We start from the raw sequence: 17,100 nt of genomic DNA on the forward strand, positions 1-17,100 counted from the left end.
AGAACTGAGCGGGGTTGATTGCTGAGTGGCTTATTTTACTTTAAAAGTAATCCCACGAGGTGCTGTCAATTATTCTTATTATATTTCCACCAAATAACACAAACAGCAATCATATTATTATTTTTAAGTTAAAAACAAACCCATATTAAAGTTTAATTAATTTTTTGCCCGTTTTTTGCTGATACTTTTTTACACCACAAAATATAAAATTATGAAAAAGCTCCTCATCTTAATTCCCTGTTTCCTGCTTTCCGAAGCAGACGCACAGGAAGTTCAGGCTGTTCCCTCGGAAAAAATGAATATCATCAAGACCAACGTTACAGCTTATGCATTCAGAAATATCAACCTGTCTTATGAAAGAGCTATTAACCAATGGTTCTCTGTAAATATAGGTTTCGGAACAATGACACAGGGAAAAGTACCCTTCATTAATGCCTTTTTGAAAGATGAAGATGAGAAAAGATTTCAGAATCTAAGGGTAAAAGCCACCAATTTCACCATCGAACCCAGATTTTACATCGGGAAAGGCTATGGAAAAGGATTTTATTTTGCCCCTTATTACCGGTATTCCGATGTTTCATCCAACAGTTTTGATTTCTATTATGATTATGACGCTATTGACGGAAACACCTACCAGATCCCATTGAAAGGACAGGGAAGCACAAGTGGAAACAGTGGCGGACTGATGGTTGGCGTACAGTTTTTCTTAACCCGAAGCCAAAATCTGGTTCTTGATTTCTGGATCGCCGGAGCCCATTATGGAAGCGGAAAAGGAGACTTTACAATGACCAGCGATTATGTTCTGACTCCGGAAATGCAGGCTCAGCTTAAAAAAGAAATTGAAAACCTGGACATCCCGTTTGTAGATTACACCGTAGAAACAAATGCTAATGGTGCTAAAGTAAAAGTAGACGGGCCCTGGGCCGGCTTCAGAAGCGGGCTCTCGATTGGATATAGGTTTTAGAAATCATATTTTTTATCGTAATACAATAAAAATTTATACATTTACAGAAAATAAATATTGTATTATGAAGATAATAGGAGATAATTCTCTGGTATCCTGGATCAAATATCCATTCCTTATCTGTGCTGCCATTTTCTGTATCTCATCGGTATGGATTGGCAGCTTAGCGATCATACATATCCTTGCTGAAAAACAGGATTCAATGATGTATATTTCAGAAAAGCTGTATACCGTCAATGATAAAACCTACGATATCCTGCAGGTTCAGTATCCATTCTCCAATATGGTTTTTACAGTTACTGATTCCAGGGAAGCTATAGTGCTTGCCCTTCTGAACATGCTCACATTATCTTTTTCTCTGATCTGGGCTTCAAAAATCATTAATGAGTTTTCGGCAGATCATATCTTCACGGATAAAGTCGTCAGAAATTTCAAAGTTTTAAGTTTTGGGCTCATCATCTTTGGGTTCATAACATTGTTAGTTGATTTAATAATGGAAACAAATCAGTTTGATATCACTCCCCCTTCTCTCAGTATAGGAATAGGAATTACCCTACTTGTCATGAAGGAAATATTTGTACAGGGAAGTCAATTAAAAGAACAAGCAGATTTAACCATTTAAGCTATGCCCATTATTTTCAATATCGACGTGATGCTTGCCAAGCGCAAAATGCAGTCACAGGAACTTGCCGAAAAAATAAATATTACCCAGGCCAATCTATCCATTTTAAAAAACGGAAAAGCCAAAGCTTTAAAAGTTTCCACACTGGATGCTATCTGCAAAGCATTGGACTGCCAGCCGGGAGATCTCATTGAATATCAACCAGAAACACTATAAAGATGAAAATAAAAAAATGGATAAAATGGACGGTCATCGTAGTTGCCTCCTACTTCATTTTAAGTACCCTGTACTTTGGCTATGATGACATTGACAGTAAAAAGGGAATCTATAATTTCTACTGGTCCGGAATAAACGGGTTATGGAAAAAAGACAAGCCGTTTGGATTCAGAATCAATCAGCCTGTAGAAACTTCTTTTGATGGCCTTGATGGCCCTTATATATTTGGAGACAGAATGTTCACCATTAAAAAGGATAATGTATTTGAGGAGAAAGGTATTGACAGAACACAAGAGATTGCAGTAGAAACAGACTGTAAAGAGCTTCGGATGTTCAAAATTTCACTTAAAAATCAATATGAGATCGAAAAGGATCAATATAAAATGCCTGAAAAGCTTATTGCCATTTCTGATATAGAAGGCAATTTCAATGCTTTTTACAGTTTTCTTTTAGCTAATAAAGTCATTGACAGTAATGGCGACTGGATTTTTGAAGACGGACACCTTGTTCTTAACGGAGATTTTGTAGACAGAGGAAACCAGGTCACTCAGGTACTTTGGTTAATTTATCATTTGGAAAATCAAGCCACACAAAAAGGAGGCAAGGTGCATTTTATTCTGGGAAATCATGAAATCATGAACCTTTACGGCGATGTATCTTATAATGATTTTAAATATATCGAAGCCGCTAAAAGAATCAGTAAGCAAAACAGCTGGGAAACCGGACTGAAATTTTTATACTCTCAAAACTCTGAATTAGGCCAATGGCTTCGTACAAAAAATGTCATTGAAAAAATTGGACCTGCCATTTTCGTTCATGGCGGATTAAATTATTTTCATGCTGAAGGCAGATATTCAATTAATGAAATTAATTCCATTTCAAGAAAATATTACGGTACCGGAAAGCATGCAGCCAATAAAAGGGATCAGCTTATTTTAAGCTCAACGGACAGTCCGTATTGGGACCGAAGGTTGAATTTTGAATTGAAATACAAAATTTTATTCAAGCTGAATGGCATCAGCATGGAAAAAACTACCCAAGATCAACTCGACAACATTCTGAATTATTATGATGCTCAAAAAATAATTATCGGACATTCTGTTGTGGATGATATTTCACCGGACTACAACAATAAAGTCATTAAGATTGATATTAAACATGGCAGAGAACTAAGGACCGGAAAAACAAAAGGATTGCTCATAGAAAACAATATTTACTACAAAACAGATGATTTAGGAAATAAAACAAAGCTGAACCTCTGAAAAATTTGATTTAAATAAACGATCAAAAAATACCGTTCTTTATTTTCTGAACGGTTTTTTTATATCTTTAAACCGGATAACAGTTTATCCCGTTTAATACTTTCGCATGAAAATTCTCATCATTGAAGACCATAAAGATCTTGCGTCCAACATCACAGACTATCTTAAAAAAGAAGATTACGTCTGTGAAGTAGCTTCTGATGCGAAAGAAGCTATAGACAAAATAGAACTTTTTGAGTACGACTGCATCCTCCTGGACCTTATGCTTCCCGACGGAAACGGCCTGGATATTCTGAAACATATTAAAAACTACGCTCCCGGGGCAAGTGTCATTATTGTTTCTGCAAAAAATTCTTTAGACACCAAACTAACCGGACTGGATGACGGTGCCGATGACTATATCACTAAACCCTTTTCGCTACCCGAACTTCACTCCAGGATAAAAGCAGTGCTCAGAAGAAAAACACCGGAAGCCAACCGCATTCTAAGCTTCAATGAAATTAAAATTGATCTGGAATCTAAAGAATGCAGAATCAATGATCAACTGGTCAATCTTACCAAAAAGGAACTCAACCTGCTGATCTATTTCATCAACAACCAGAACAGGATGCTTTCCAAGCAGGCCATTGCCAGCCATCTTTGGGGTGATTATACGTACAGCATCGATAATGTAGACTTTGTGTATCAGCATTTAAAAAACCTACGGAAGAAAGTGCTTGATGCCGGTGGAAAAGATTATCTGCAGACCGTTTACGGATTGGGTTATAAATGGATTGATAAATGAATTTAAGTTTCCGTTTTGCCAGAGCATTCACCGTATTGGTATTTTTTGTACTGATCACCGGTTTTGCGATCCTTTATTTTGCTTTTGAACGGGCAACGATGCGTTCTGCTATTCTCAAACTTGAGGATTTAAACAGTTACGTAGCCCACAGATTGGAAAGTGACCCTTCTTACGATTATTTAAAATTCCATCACAGGCAGATACAGGTGAAAATTCTCCCGGCAGACTCTAAAAATTTCAAGGAAAAAATCATTGAAGAGAAATACATCTGGAACAAAAGCATCCAGTCCCACATGAACAGGATTACGGTGACTACATATCCTTTAATTAAGCAGAAAAGATACGCCATCACCAGTGTAAGATACATTACAATCATCGAGAATAATTTTCTGATGAGCATCATCATGGTTATTGCCTGGATCATGGTTTTCCTGATCATCCTTACCATTATTGTGAGTATTCTGGTATCTAAAAAAATCCTTGAACCTTTTTATCATGCGATAGACGAAATCAAGAAATTCAGTCTGAGAGATAATCGCTCTATGGACCTCATGAAAACTGAAACCGAAGAATTCAAATCGCTAAACAGGTTCCTGCTGAAAATGACAGAAAGCTCCAAAAAGGATTATCATCTGCTGGAAGAACTGTCGGAAAATACATCTCATGAATTGCAAACACCATTAGCTTCTATCAAAGGGAAAATAGAACTTCTGATGGACAGTGAGCTTTCGGAAAACCAGCTGATCACGCTTTCTTCTATGAATGATGAGCTGGACAGACTTTCGTCAATTAATCAATCTCTTATTCTCCTCGCCAAGCTTGAACATTTTGAAAAAAATGATTCCCAGCTTATCAATTTTTCAGAACTGCTTCAGGAAAGACTTCTCTACTTTGAGGATATATTTGAAATACAGAATCTTACGGTAACGAAAGATATTCAGGAAGAAATCTATCTTAATTTTGATCAGAATCTGGCTACGATCGTCATCAACAACCTTATCAATAATTCCAAAAGGCACAATATAGAAAACGGAAAAATATCGGTAACGCTTACAGAAAACTATTTACAGATCTCCAATACAGGAAATCCGCCCACTGTTCCTACTGAAGAATTATTCCAAAGATTCAGGCGTGGAAATCCCAATCAGAATTCCATCGGGATTGGTTTGGCCCTCGTGAAGAAAATTTTGGAGATTTATGACACTGAAATATTCTATCAATTTGAAAACAATCTGCATATTACAAGAATCAATTTCGTAAAATAAAATACTGAATTTCAAAAACATAACATCAAATGATTCAATTTTGTGAAAACTTCAGAATTTCTTCAGAATGTATGTATTGTTTAGGTGCAAATAAAAGCGCCAATGAAAAAACTACTTATCATTTTCAGTTTTACTGTTATGCAGTGTATGTACGGTCAGGATACGGTGAGTATTAAGAAAAGCCCTGAAGAGGTTTCTTCCGGGAAAAATCCATTAGATGTAGGAGAGCTTAAAATCAATCTGAATGCTAAAGGTGACAAATGGCTGAAATTCGGTATTTCCAGCCAGATCTGGCTCCGCAGTATAGATAACAATCCCGGAACACTGGTGAACGGAGTTCCTCAGGAACAAACCTACGATGCCAGCATCCGGAGAATGAGACTGATCATTCAAAGCCAGGTCACTCCGTTTTATTCTGTCTTTTTACAGATGGGAATCAATAACCAGAGTTTTATTTCAGGCGGCGGAACCGGTACCGGAAACAACGGAGCCGGAAAAAAAGCACCTTTCTTTTTTCATGATGCTTACAATGAATTCGCGATTATTCCAAGAAATGATTTCCAGACAGGAAAACCGAACAAAAACAATCTATACCTAGGCGCAGGGCTTCACTCCTGGAATGGGGTAAGCAGACTCACCAATGCCAGTACCACCAAAATGCTCGCAGGTGATATTCCTGTTTTCAATTTTCCAATGATAGAAATAGCCGATCAGTTTTCAAGACAGCTGGGAATTTTTGTCCACGGTGAACTGGATAGGATTAATTATCGTTTCAGTGTTAACAAACCATTTGCGACCAGTTTGAAACCAGCTATCGGAGGTGCAGCTGTAGACAATAACCAAAGTGGAAAACTGTCTTACGCAGGATATGCTTTCTATCAGTTTTTTAACAAAGAAACTACGGTGACTTCATTTCTCCCTGGAAATAATTTAGCTACAAAAAAAATATTGAACCTCGGTGCCGGTTTTTACACCAATAAAGAAGCAACGCAATCTCAGCCGTCTGAAAATGTTTTCGAATCTCATGATGTCAATATTGTAGGCGCAGATGTTTATACAGAACTTCCTGTAGGAGATAAAAGCAAAGAAATGGGATTAACACTCTATTCTGTTTTTTACAATTATAATTACGGTCCCAATTATTTAAGAATAAGCGGTCTTTTGAATCCCGGAACTCCCAACGCAGATTTCATGGGACAAAAAGCACTGGAAGGCGCCGGAAACAACAGGGTTTTGATGGGAACGGGAAATATCTGGTTTTCACAAATGGGGTTTGTACTTCCTAAATTCAGTAAAATTCTGAAAGTTCAGCCATTTTTCAATTATGCTCTGAAAGATATGAAGGCGCTTAACCAAAGTGGAAGTTATTATGACATTGGAGCTAATTTCTATCTCTACGGTCAAAACGCAAGAATAGTTGCCCAATACAGCAGCAGACCGCTTTATGACCTTACATCCAAAACAATTTTTGACAGAAAAGGTGAATTTTTACTGTCTTTTCAAATCGTACTTTAAAAAATTTAATATCTTACTCATATGAATACTACTCAAATTACAACTGCTCAAAGGATCAAAGCCATTGTGGGTGGTTCCGTAGGAAACCTGGTCGAATGGTACGACTGGTACGCTTACGCTGCTTTTGCTATTTATTTTTCCAACTCCTTTTTCCCGGATTCCGACCTGAATGCCCAATTGATGAATACGGCAGGAATTTTTGCTGTAGGCTTCCTGATGCGTCCTATCGGAGGCTGGATCTTCGGAAGTATTGCGGATAAAATAGGGAGAAAAAAAGCGATGACGCTTTCTGTTTTGCTGATGTCTTTCGGTTCGCTTCTTATTGCACTTACTCCAACTTATAAAACCATAGGTATTTTAGCTCCTGCCCTACTATTAATTGCAAGACTATTGCAGGGACTGAGTGTTGGTGGGGAATATGGTGTTTCTGCAACCTACCTCAGCGAAATGGCATCGGAAAACCGAAGAGGGTTTTATTCAAGCTTTCAGTATGTAACACTTATTGGCGGGCAGCTGATCGCATTGGGAATTCAGTTGATTTTGCAGAAACTGCTTTTAACGGAGACTCAGCTTGAAGAATGGGGCTGGAGAATTCCATTCGTCATCGGAGCTTTACTTTCTGTGATTGCTTTGTATTTAAGAGCCAATCTTCACGAAACAGAAGCCTTTGAAAATAAAAAAGAGGTTAATGATAAGAAAAAAGGAACCGTTACAGAATTACTGAAACATCCTAAAGCCTTACTTACCGTAATTGGACTTACTTTAGGAGGAACTCTGGCCTTTTACACCTATACTACCTACATGCAGAAGTTCTTGGTTAATACCGTTCATCTTACCAAGGAACAGTCTACCCTAATTTCATTTATTTCACTGTTTATATTTGCCTGTCTGCAGCCTGTATTTGGAGCATTGTCGGACAGAATCGGGAGAAGACCTTTGCTTTTAGGTTTTGGAATTCTGGGAACATTATTTACAGTTCCTCTTCTCACCGCTTTAAGCACAACCACATCGATGTGGACTGCATTTTTCCTGATTATGGCAGCACTTATTATTGTCAGCGGCTATACTTCCATCAATGCTGTTGTTAAGGCGGAACTCTTTCCTTCTGAGATCAGAGCGCTTGGAGTAGGTCTTCCGTATGCCCTTACAGTAGCTATTTTCGGAGGAACGGCAGAATATGTAGCCCTTTGGTTCAAACAGGCGGGAACAGAACAGTATTTCTACTGGTATATCACCGGATGTATTCTGTTTTCTCTGATAGTTTATGCCGGAATGAAGGATACAAAAGAAAACTCTTCACTGGATAAAGATTAACATCAACAGCTATAAAAACCGGGCGCCGCAGATTCTCTGCGGCGCCCATTTTATTTTTAGTGGTAAGCCTTTTTAAATTTCTCTACCATACTGTCCAGGTTATGACGCTGAACATACACGCTTTTTATTTCCTGATATCTCGGAGACTTGTAAAAAACTTCATGGAAATCCATACTTCCGTTTCCTACTTTCACTACTTTCTGTACATCGATATTCAGTTTTTTTAGCTCGTCTTTAAAGACTTTAAATTCATCTTGTATATTGCTCATTTATATTTTTGGATTTTAGTTAAAAATTTCAACTTTACACTTTATCCCCTTCGGCAAGCTGGGGCATCTTCTTAATTAGTAATAAAATTAGTGAATTTTCCAATATAATCATCAGGTAAATACTATTTTTTTACTGAAATTAATGATTTTATAGGGATTTTACATTTTTTCAAAATAATCAGAACATTTTAAATGGCAAAAATTCTATAGAAAACTTACATCAAAGGCCTATTAATTCAGGAAAAAACTGTGAAAAAGCAAATATTCTGACGAGTGGCACGAATCCGACATAACATGATATTTTTCAGCTAAATAATCTGAAAAATTGTTGTAAAACTTGTTGAAACAGAGCAAAGAGACCCTATTTTTAATACATTATGTTTGAAGCCGAAGGTTTTTAGGAAGTAAAAAGATGATTGATGAATTTTTTTTACTGTTTGAAAATAAGCTTGTTGGAGAAACGCAAAGACGCAAGGATTAATTAAAATGTGGATATTTTAAGGCGCAAGAAAATCTAAGATTTTCAGCTAGGATGATGAACTGCCAACTGTACCATAATACATCACCAAAATATAACATAATCAATTTTATCGGAGATAAAATCCTTGCGTCTTAAAACATATGAATAGAAACAAATCTTTGCGCCGTTGCGTTTTACCAAAATTCAGAAAATAAAAAAAAAATATATTTAATGAGATTGCTTCGTTCCTCGCAATGACTGCGGATTGATAAATTTTTTAAAATAATAAAAAACTTTGCGCCGCTGCATTTTCACCAACATTCAGAAAATAATTTAAAACATTTTGTAACATTTTAAAAAAGCAGGTCTCTAAAAGGCATATTCACTTTAAAATTTTATAATCATGAAAAAATACAGAATCTTCTTTATCCTGATCTTGATTTTTGCTGCAGCATGCAATATCTTCGGGCAGACCAAAACCTATCCTTTTGAAGTCAAAAAAACAGGAACCGGCAAACAGACCATTATTTTTATTCCCGGATTTGCTTCTTCAGGAGAAGTCTGGAATGAAACGGTATCCAAATTTGATAGCAAATTTTCCTGCTATGTTTTAACCATGAAAGGATTTTCGGGCGTACCACCATTGGCAGATGCCAGTTTTAAGGACTGGGAGAAAGAAATTGCAGCTTACATCAAAGATCTGAAAATTGACAAGCCCATCATCATTGGACACAGTATGGGAGCTGGCCTGGCCATGGCACTGGCGGCAGATTATCCGGAGCTTATTGCAAAAATAGCAGTGGTAGATACACTTCCTTGTCTGGCCGCATTATCTGATCCGAATTTCACATCTAAAGAGAATAATGACTGTACCTCAACAATCAATTCCTTGAAAGGTATGAGTGATGAACAGTTTAAACAAATGCAAACCGCTACTATTCCCCGTCTTGTCGCTGATCCAGCTATGCAGGAAACCGTGATTGGCTGGAGCATGAAATCCGACCGGACTACTTTTGCCAAAATGTACTGCGATTTCTCGAATACAGATTTACGTGAAAAAATAAAAACGATTCAATGTCCTTCTCTTATCCTTCTGGAGTCTTATTTTATTAATTTTAAACCGGCTATTGAGAATCAATATAAAAATTTAAAAAATGCAGATATGAGGTATGCTTCAAAAGGACTTCATTTTATCATGTATGACGATAAGGAATGGTACTTTGAACAGTTGAATCACTTTTTATCCTCTAAATAATGGTATTTGAAGATATTTACGAACTGTACTGGCAGAAGATATTCCGTTTATGCATGGGATATGTAAACAATTCTGAACTGGCGCAGGATCTCGCTCAGGAAACCTTCATTATTGTCTGGCGGCAGCTTCCGAAATTCAGGAATGAATCCAGCATTGGAACCTGGATTTTCAGAATTGCTTCGAACAACTGTTTAAAACAGATTGAGAAGGAAAAAAGATTTACCAAAGCGGAAATTCCCATTCATCTCGAAGAAAAAAAACAGGAGTCTATGGAACCGCAGATCCAGCTGTTGTATCAGTTTATTTCAGAGTTACCTGAAACGGACAGAATCATAATTTCGCTGGAGCTGGAAGAAGTAAAACAGGCGGAAATTGCCGGGATCGTTGGGCTTTCGGAATCCAATATCCGGGTAAGGATTCACAGGATAAAAGAAAAATTAACCAAAAGATTCAAAGAAAATGGCTACTAATATAGATTTTAAAAACCTCTGGCAACAGCAGACTGCCGAGAAACCGAGTATAGAAGAACTGCTTGGAAGGCTTAAAAAATTCAAAAACGAAAACTTAAGAAGATTATTGGTTACCAATATTTTGCTGATCCTCACCAGCCTATTGATAGGATTTATCTGGTATTATTATCAGCCTCAGTTCCTCTCTACCAAAATCGGAATCGTACTGGTTATTCTCGCGATGGTTATTTTCCTGTTCGCTTATAATAAACTGTTCAGCTCTATTTATACACTCGACAGCACGCAAACGAATGCTGAATATTTACAGAGCCTGTATTCACTGAAGAGTAAGCAGAAATTTATGCAGACCACGATGCTTAATCTGTATTTCATCATGCTTTTTGCAGGAATCAGTCTGTACTTGTATGAATATGCGTCAAGAATGGAAATAATGTATGCTGTTTTAACGTACGGGATCACTTTTTTATGGATAGCCTTCAACTGGTTTTATTTAAGACCCAAAGCCATCAGGAAACAACAGGGAAAACTGAATGGATTAATTCTTAAATTCGAAGAAATAAACCAACAGTTAAAAGAACAGGAGATTTCCTGACAAAAATCAAATTCATGTTCTTTTACCCACATTAAATACATTCAGATGAGCAATACCAACACAGATCACTGGGAAAACGTATATGAAACCAAAAATCCGGATCAGGTAAGCTGGACTCAGGAAAAACCACAGACATCACTCGATTTCATTCATTCCTGTGGATTGGATAAAGATGCCAAAATCATTGACATTGGAGGTGGAGACAGTAATCTTGTTGATTTTTTACTGGATGAAGGCTATGAAAACATCACTGTGCTCGACATTTCATCAAAAGCTTTGGAAAAAGCAAAGGCAAGATTGGGACATAAAGCTCAAAAGGTAAAATGGATCGTAGCTGATATCACTGAATTTGATACGGATGAAACTTATGATATCTGGCACGACCGGGCAGCATTTCACTTTCTGACAACACCCGAACAGATCCTAAAGTACACGTCCATAACAAAGAAAAATGTACAGGGATTCATGATCATAGCAACTTTTTCCAAAAACGGCCCGACCAGGTGCAGCGGACTTGAGATTCATCAGTATGACGAACAATCAATGGCTGCTGAATTTGAATCAGATTTTGAAAAAATAAAATGTCATACCGTAAATCATACAACACCTTTTGACACTGTACAAAATTTTGTGTTTTGTATATTTAAGAAAATATAAAACGTTCTACGCTTTTATTTATTGAATTTTAATCGCAATTTACACTAAATTCACGTTTTTCATTTATATATTAATTCATCACTTTAATTAGATTTTAAAAGCTAATTACACTATTTAATAACCAATAATCTGCAAAAACAACCAATTTATTGATTATTTTATTTATTTTTAATACGCCACAATTTAAATAATATATTCATGAAAAAACTACTATTAATTATTGTTTCAGGATTACTCTGCACAAATTTCTACTCGCAGAAGCTGGAACCTCAGGAATGCGGAACAGATGAACTGATGCGGAAACATTACGAAAGATATCCGGAACAGAAGGCTCAGGATGACGCTTTTAATTTAGAAATATCCAAACTCATCAAAAGCGGAAAATTCGCTAAAACCATCAACAAAAAGCTGGTTTATGAAATTCCGGTAGTGGTCCATGTAGTAAGCGACGGAAGTGCTATAGGAACAGTGAATAACAAATCCGATGTAGATATTATTGCATGGGTAAATTATACGAACGGCGTTTTTTCCGGAAGTTCAACCAGCGGCATGGCCGGAACCAGTGCTGTATTGCCCGTGAAATTTGTTTTTGCTAAAGTGAATCCAAGCTGCGATCCTACGAACGGCATTAACAGAATCAATGCCTCTCATCTTCCAAAATATGTAAGCGGAGGGGTTAATGATGACAATACCACGAATGCAGTAACCGCCAACGACATCACCGCCCTGGGGATGTGGGACACCAGCAAATATTACAATATCTATGTCGTGAAGAAACTAACCTCCAATGCAGGAGCACTGAACGGATATGCTTATTATCCGGGAGGTAGTAAGGACTATTCTTTCATGGCAACCAGTGCTTCCGCAGTGAACAAGCAGACTTTAGCCCATGAATTCGGACATGCGCTGGGACTTCGTCATACTCATGAAGGCTATACCGAATCTACTGGCGCCTGCCCTACCAATACCGACTGTACATTACAGGGAGATCTGGTTTGTGATACTGAACCGATGAAAAGTCTTTATCACTCGTCGGTTCCAAGCAGCTGCCAGACAGGACAGATCAATCCATGTACCAGCGTGACTTATGCGGGTGGTGAAAGAAATGTCATGGCCTATACCTACTGCTTCAGAGACCTATTTACTCCCGGGCAGACCGACCGTGCAACAGCGCAGCTTCTGCAGTACAGACAGTCTCTGATCAACTCTCCTGTCGCTTCTTCTACTACGCCTAATAACAGTACTGTTTTAACCACAGCCTGTGCTCCTGCTTCTATGACGAATCCCGGAGGATTCAATATTGGGGTAACCTTTGTAAAATTTGGCGATATCAATAACTATTCTTCAAACTACAAACAGGCTTCCAATAATTTCTACGAAAACTTTACCGGAAATTACTGTGCAGGCGTTTCCAAAACTACGATTTCCGGTGGTACAGCAACTACCCTTACCGTTGCACCGGGAACCAGCAATCCACATATTATAAAAGCTTATATCGATTACAACAATGACGGGCAGTTCAATGAAACGACCGAACTTGTGCTTAATCAAAGTGGGATTAGTAGTGGTTCTGTAGCTACAGTATCAGTAACTCCTCCTGCAACCGCTGTAGCAAACACAGCTTTAAGAATGAGAGTTATCGGAGAGTTTAACGGGACTGCGGTGACAGCTTGCTATACTCCAAAATACGGACAGGTGGAAGATTATTCAGTTATTATTAACCGCCAGAGTCTATTAGCAGTTGAAAATGTAGCCAAAGTAAATACTACAGAAATCACTAAAGATGAAAATTCTGTATACATAAAAAGTGATCTGAAGATTTCCTCTCTTCATATTTATGATGCTTCGGGAAGACTGCTTACCGGCAGAACGGATATCCAATCTTCTGAATTCAGATTTCCTGTGAATGAAAAGAATACGATTTTAACGGTAGCTGCTGTTCTGGAAAATGGAAAAGTGGTCACTAAGAAATTAAAATTCTAAGAACCCATTGAAATAAAAAAGAGAGCTACTAGGCTCTCTTTTTGTTTTATATAGGATCAGTATTAATCTATGAATTCTGTTCTTCTTCCAGTTCCACTTCATGTCTCAGCTGTGCTTTATACAAGGTAGCGTAGTATCCGTTCTGATCAAGAAGTTCCAAATGTTTTCCTTCTTCTACGATTTTACCGTGCTCCATGACAATGATTTTATCCGCTTTTTCAATGGTGGAAAGTCTGTGCGCAATGATAATTGAGGTTCTGTTTTTAGTAATTTTTTCTGTCGCTTTCTGGATCAGTTTTTCACTTTCATGATCTATTGAGGAAGTCGCTTCATCCAGAATCAGGATTTTCGGATCTGATAAATACGCTCTCAGGAAAGATAGTAGCTGTCTCTGCCCTAATGAAATAGAGGAACCTCTTTCGCTTACCACAAAATCATAGCCGCCCGGAAGCTGCTCGATGAATTCGTCCACTTCAATTTCCTTTGCTCCCGCTTTGATTTTTTCCAAAGTAATGCTGTCATCCCCAAACGCAAGATTTTCAAAAATGCTTCCGTGAAAAAGGAACACATCCTGCAACACTACTCCGATATGACTTCTCAGGTTATATAATTCGTAATCCTTTAAATCAACATCATCAATGACGATTCTTCCGGAATTAATATCATAAAGCCTTGTGATCAAACTGATAATTGTAGATTTCCCTGCACCTGTAGCTCCTACAATAGCAACTGTCTCTCCGGGATTTACTTTAAAATCAATTCCCTTAAGTACTTCCTGCTTCTCATCGTAGGCAAAACGTACGTTCTCAAATTCAATTTTACCGTCAAAATGATCTTTTTTTACAGTTCCCGTATTCGGCATAGCGTAATCTTCATCCATCACACCCAATACTCTTTCTGCCCCAACAATTCCTCTCTGGATATTATTGAAACGGTCTGCAATCTGTCTTAACGGACGGATCAGCATAGAAATATATTGAATAAATGCAATAACAACACCTGCACTGATCGTGATATATCCGCCATAGAAAAGAATAAACCCAATGAATAATGAAGAAATCAATTCTACCACCGGAAAGAATAATGAGAAGATGAAAACCGTTCTCAATAAGGCAGTTTTCAGCGTAATATTAATATCATCAAATTTTTTAAATTCAGCACCCTGTCTGTTGAACACCTGAATAATAGACATTCCCGCTAATCTTTCCTGAACAAAAGAGTTCTGATTGGCCGTCCAGGTTCTCTCGTCCCCAAAAGCTTTTTTCAGTCTTTTCTGGAAAAATCTGGTAATTACCACCATTAAAGGAAGAATTGCCAGTGTAATATAACTCAGATGGACATTCGTACTGAACATCATTATCAAAACAAATACAATCCTCAAAATGTCTCCGAAAACCATTAGGAAACCGTCGGTATACACGGTAGCAATAGTTTCCACATCCCCTACAGCACGAGTCACAAGCTGACCGATAGGCGTTTTATCAAAGAATGAGGTTCTGAAATAGATCAGCTTCGCATACAGCCTCTCACGAATATCACGGATAACGTTCTGCGAAATATAGTTGGAAAAATAAACCAGGAAAAAGTTTAAAATAGTCTCAGCAAAAACCAAACCTACCAGAATATAGATATGCTTCATCATCAAAGCCTTGTCCTTCAGCTTGGTGATGTCATTATCTACCACTTCCATGGTAAGATACGGCCTGTAGGTAGAAACTATGGACAGTATGACGGAAATTATTAAAGTAAGGATGAACCAGGAACGGAATTTCATTCCAATAAAGAACAGCCTCTTAACAATTCCCCAGGTATCTTGTTTTTTCATTGTACGGGTTGAAGAAAGAATTTAAAATTCTATGCAAAAATAAGACTTTATAATTTGACAGCCTTTACAACTTCATCAATTCGTTATAGAAAATTTCAGATAATGGTTATTTACAATATGAATATATCAAGCCCGGTTTTTCAGTCTTTTTCACCATAGATTAAGTCGTTCCGGTTTATAATTTCTCCGGCTTATTCTAATGATTTTAAAAGTTGGCTGAGGCACCTGAAGCCAACATATCCGGTGATTTCGAGTGCCTCAGTGACCTGACTTTAGATCATCAAAATTTTATAAATTCTCCTTCCCTATTTTTTCAATTTCCATAGAAGGTTTATCCATATGCTCCTTCACAAATTTTCTTTCAAGAAGATGATAAACGCCATATACAGCTGCAATGGAAATAATCCAGCTGATGATATTAACGATAGAAAAACCTGTATAATTGACTTCCTCCAGAGAATCCGGATCGCTGATACCCTGATAAAGTCCATAAGAAAAACCAAAAAACAATTGAGTTCCCAGATACACTGCAATGGCCAAAAGCCCGTAGTGCCATTTTGTTTTTCCGAACCTTTCGGCAAGCTGTGCGTAATATCGGTAGGCTCCGATAAGAATAAAAATTGATAACATAATTCGTGTTTTTATCATAGCAGAAAATTCAGGCCTTTCCTGAATTCATCATACGTTCAGTACTTTTCTATTTCCACCAGAGAACACTTTATGCTAAAGAAAGGGATCTAAAGAATCTTTTCATGGAAATAGTTATCCCGCTAAAATAACAAATTTTTCTGTATTGTGAACAAACAGAATACTATACAGAAACGGTGAAATGATCAGATAGGTTTAGTTCTCTTCAGACTAAAATTCATAGCCCACGTCTACAAGAAACAGTCCGTGTCCGGGAGCAGAAGTTCCGGCAGCATTACGGTGTTTATCTTCAATGATTTTTCGCAGATCTTCAGGCTTAATCTTACCACTTCCAATTTCCACCATGGTTCCTACAATCGCACGCACCATATTTCTGAGAAAGCGATTGGCTGAAACCGTAAACTTAAGTTCTGTTCCATCCTGCTCCCACTCGGCTTTGTACATTTTGCAGATATTGGTTTTGTTGTCCGTTTTTAGTTTTGCAAAACTTGTAAAATCTTCATATTCAAACAGAATTTTGCAGGCTTCGTTCATTTTTTGAATATCCAGCGGTCTTTTCCAGTGCTGCCACGCAGACTCCTGAGTGAACGGATTTTTGGCCAGAGAAATATAATATTCATACGTTCTGTACGTCGCATCAAAACGCGCATGGAAATCATCTTTCACCGGAAACATCCTTTTTATGCTGATATCGGGAGGCAGAAAACTGTTCAGTTTATAAGGAAGGTTGACTACATCCACCTCTTTTTCGGTATCGAAATGGGCAAATATTTTTTTGGCGTGAACACCGGTATCCGTTCTTCCGGCACCTGTGGTTTTGATTTCTTCCCTTAATATAGTGGAAAGCGCTTTTTCCAGTTCTTCCTGTACAGAAATGGCATCCGGCTGTATCTGATAACCGAAATAATTTTTGCCATTGTAAGAAAATTCAATAAAGTATCTCAATGCATTAAAATAACTCCACAAAAATACTTTAATTTAATGAAATATTTGTTGAAA

General features: G+C 37.5%; 17 protein-coding genes. 13 read left to right on the forward strand and 4 right to left on the reverse strand.

What is annotated here, in order from left to right:
- Positions 1-211: 211 nt before the first annotated feature.
- The 8 genes from BM143_RS15980 to BM143_RS16015 all read left to right on the forward strand — a co-directional run bounded on the left by BM143_RS15980 (position 212) and on the right by BM143_RS16015 (position 7,942).
- The gene (locus BM143_RS15980; protein ID WP_090025509.1) at positions 212-964 is read left to right on the forward strand and encodes a DUF3575 domain-containing protein; all 753 of its coding nucleotides are present in this window, start codon (positions 212-214) and stop codon (positions 962-964) included.
- Between the two features lie 64 nt (positions 965-1,028).
- Positions 1,029-1,586, forward strand: a complete 558-nt coding sequence (locus BM143_RS15985) for a DUF2975 domain-containing protein (protein WP_090025511.1) — start codon at positions 1,029-1,031, stop codon at positions 1,584-1,586.
- Between the two features lie 3 nt (positions 1,587-1,589).
- Positions 1,590-1,802: a helix-turn-helix domain-containing protein gene (locus BM143_RS15990; RefSeq protein WP_090025512.1), complete on the forward strand. Its 213-nt coding sequence runs from the start codon at positions 1,590-1,592 to the stop codon at positions 1,800-1,802.
- Positions 1,803-1,804: 2 nt separating this feature from the next.
- Complete coding sequence (locus BM143_RS15995; protein ID WP_090025514.1) at positions 1,805-3,064, forward strand: metallophosphoesterase; 1,260 nt, start codon at positions 1,805-1,807, stop codon at positions 3,062-3,064.
- Positions 3,065-3,170: 106 nt separating this feature from the next.
- The gene (locus BM143_RS16000; protein ID WP_090025516.1) at positions 3,171-3,848 is read left to right on the forward strand and encodes a response regulator transcription factor; all 678 of its coding nucleotides are present in this window, start codon (positions 3,171-3,173) and stop codon (positions 3,846-3,848) included.
- On the forward strand, positions 3,845-5,113 hold the full coding sequence (locus BM143_RS16005) for a sensor histidine kinase (protein ID WP_090025517.1): 1,269 nt from the start codon (positions 3,845-3,847) through the stop codon (positions 5,111-5,113). The genes BM143_RS16000 and BM143_RS16005 overlap by 4 nt, the downstream gene beginning before the upstream one ends.
- A 102-nt stretch (positions 5,114-5,215) precedes the next feature.
- On the forward strand, positions 5,216-6,628 hold the full coding sequence (locus tag BM143_RS16010; protein ID WP_139222059.1) for a porin: 1,413 nt from the start codon (positions 5,216-5,218) through the stop codon (positions 6,626-6,628).
- Between the two features lie 21 nt (positions 6,629-6,649).
- Positions 6,650-7,942 (forward strand): MFS transporter, encoded by a 1,293-nt coding sequence (locus tag BM143_RS16015; protein ID WP_034723451.1) that lies wholly within the window; start codon positions 6,650-6,652, stop codon positions 7,940-7,942.
- Positions 7,943-7,998: 56 nt separating this feature from the next.
- On the opposite strand, the gene BM143_RS16020 is transcribed toward BM143_RS16015, so the two are convergent.
- Positions 7,999-8,211 carry a hypothetical protein gene (locus BM143_RS16020; protein ID WP_040997349.1) on the reverse strand — a complete coding sequence of 71 codons (213 nt, stop codon included), beginning with the start codon at positions 8,209-8,211 and terminating at the stop codon, positions 7,999-8,001.
- 863 nt (positions 8,212-9,074) lie between these two features.
- Between BM143_RS16020 and BM143_RS16025 the strand changes: the two genes are divergently transcribed.
- The 5 genes from BM143_RS16025 (at position 9,075) to BM143_RS16045 (ending at position 13,628) form a co-directional block, all read left to right on the forward strand.
- Complete coding sequence (locus tag BM143_RS16025; protein ID WP_090025521.1) at positions 9,075-9,926, forward strand: alpha/beta fold hydrolase; 852 nt, start codon at positions 9,075-9,077, stop codon at positions 9,924-9,926.
- Complete coding sequence (locus tag BM143_RS16030; protein WP_090025522.1) at positions 9,926-10,396, forward strand: RNA polymerase sigma factor; 471 nt, start codon at positions 9,926-9,928, stop codon at positions 10,394-10,396. Before BM143_RS16025 ends, BM143_RS16030 begins: the two co-directional genes overlap by 1 nt.
- A complete protein-coding gene (locus BM143_RS16035) occupies positions 10,386-10,988 on the forward strand; it encodes a hypothetical protein (RefSeq protein WP_090025524.1) in 603 nt (200 codons plus the stop codon). The genes BM143_RS16030 and BM143_RS16035 overlap by 11 nt, the downstream gene beginning before the upstream one ends.
- A gap of 45 nt (positions 10,989-11,033) precedes the next feature.
- Positions 11,034-11,645 (forward strand): class I SAM-dependent methyltransferase, encoded by a 612-nt coding sequence (locus BM143_RS16040; protein WP_090025526.1) that lies wholly within the window; start codon positions 11,034-11,036, stop codon positions 11,643-11,645.
- A gap of 198 nt (positions 11,646-11,843) precedes the next feature.
- Positions 11,844-13,628, forward strand: a complete 1,785-nt coding sequence (locus tag BM143_RS16045; RefSeq protein WP_090025527.1) for a GEVED domain-containing protein — start codon at positions 11,844-11,846, stop codon at positions 13,626-13,628.
- Between the two features lie 67 nt (positions 13,629-13,695).
- Here the strand turns inward: BM143_RS16045 and BM143_RS16050 are convergent, their stop codons facing one another.
- From BM143_RS16050 to truA, 3 genes are all read right to left on the reverse strand, one after another.
- Positions 13,696-15,453 carry an ABC transporter ATP-binding protein gene (locus BM143_RS16050; RefSeq protein WP_090025528.1) on the reverse strand — a complete coding sequence of 586 codons (1,758 nt, stop codon included), beginning with the start codon at positions 15,451-15,453 and terminating at the stop codon, positions 13,696-13,698.
- Between the two features lie 288 nt (positions 15,454-15,741).
- Positions 15,742-16,083, reverse strand: a complete 342-nt coding sequence (locus tag BM143_RS16055) for a hypothetical protein (RefSeq protein ID WP_090025529.1) — start codon at positions 16,081-16,083, stop codon at positions 15,742-15,744.
- Positions 16,084-16,311: 228 nt separating this feature from the next.
- A complete protein-coding gene (gene truA / locus BM143_RS16060; protein WP_228430866.1) occupies positions 16,312-17,067 on the reverse strand; it encodes a tRNA pseudouridine(38-40) synthase TruA in 756 nt (251 codons plus the stop codon).
- Positions 17,068-17,100: the final 33 nt, after the last annotated feature.

The sequence above is a fragment of the Chryseobacterium oleae genome (genome assembly GCF_900115055.1).
Taxonomy (GTDB): Bacteria; Bacteroidota; Bacteroidia; order Flavobacteriales; family Weeksellaceae; genus Chryseobacterium; species Chryseobacterium oleae.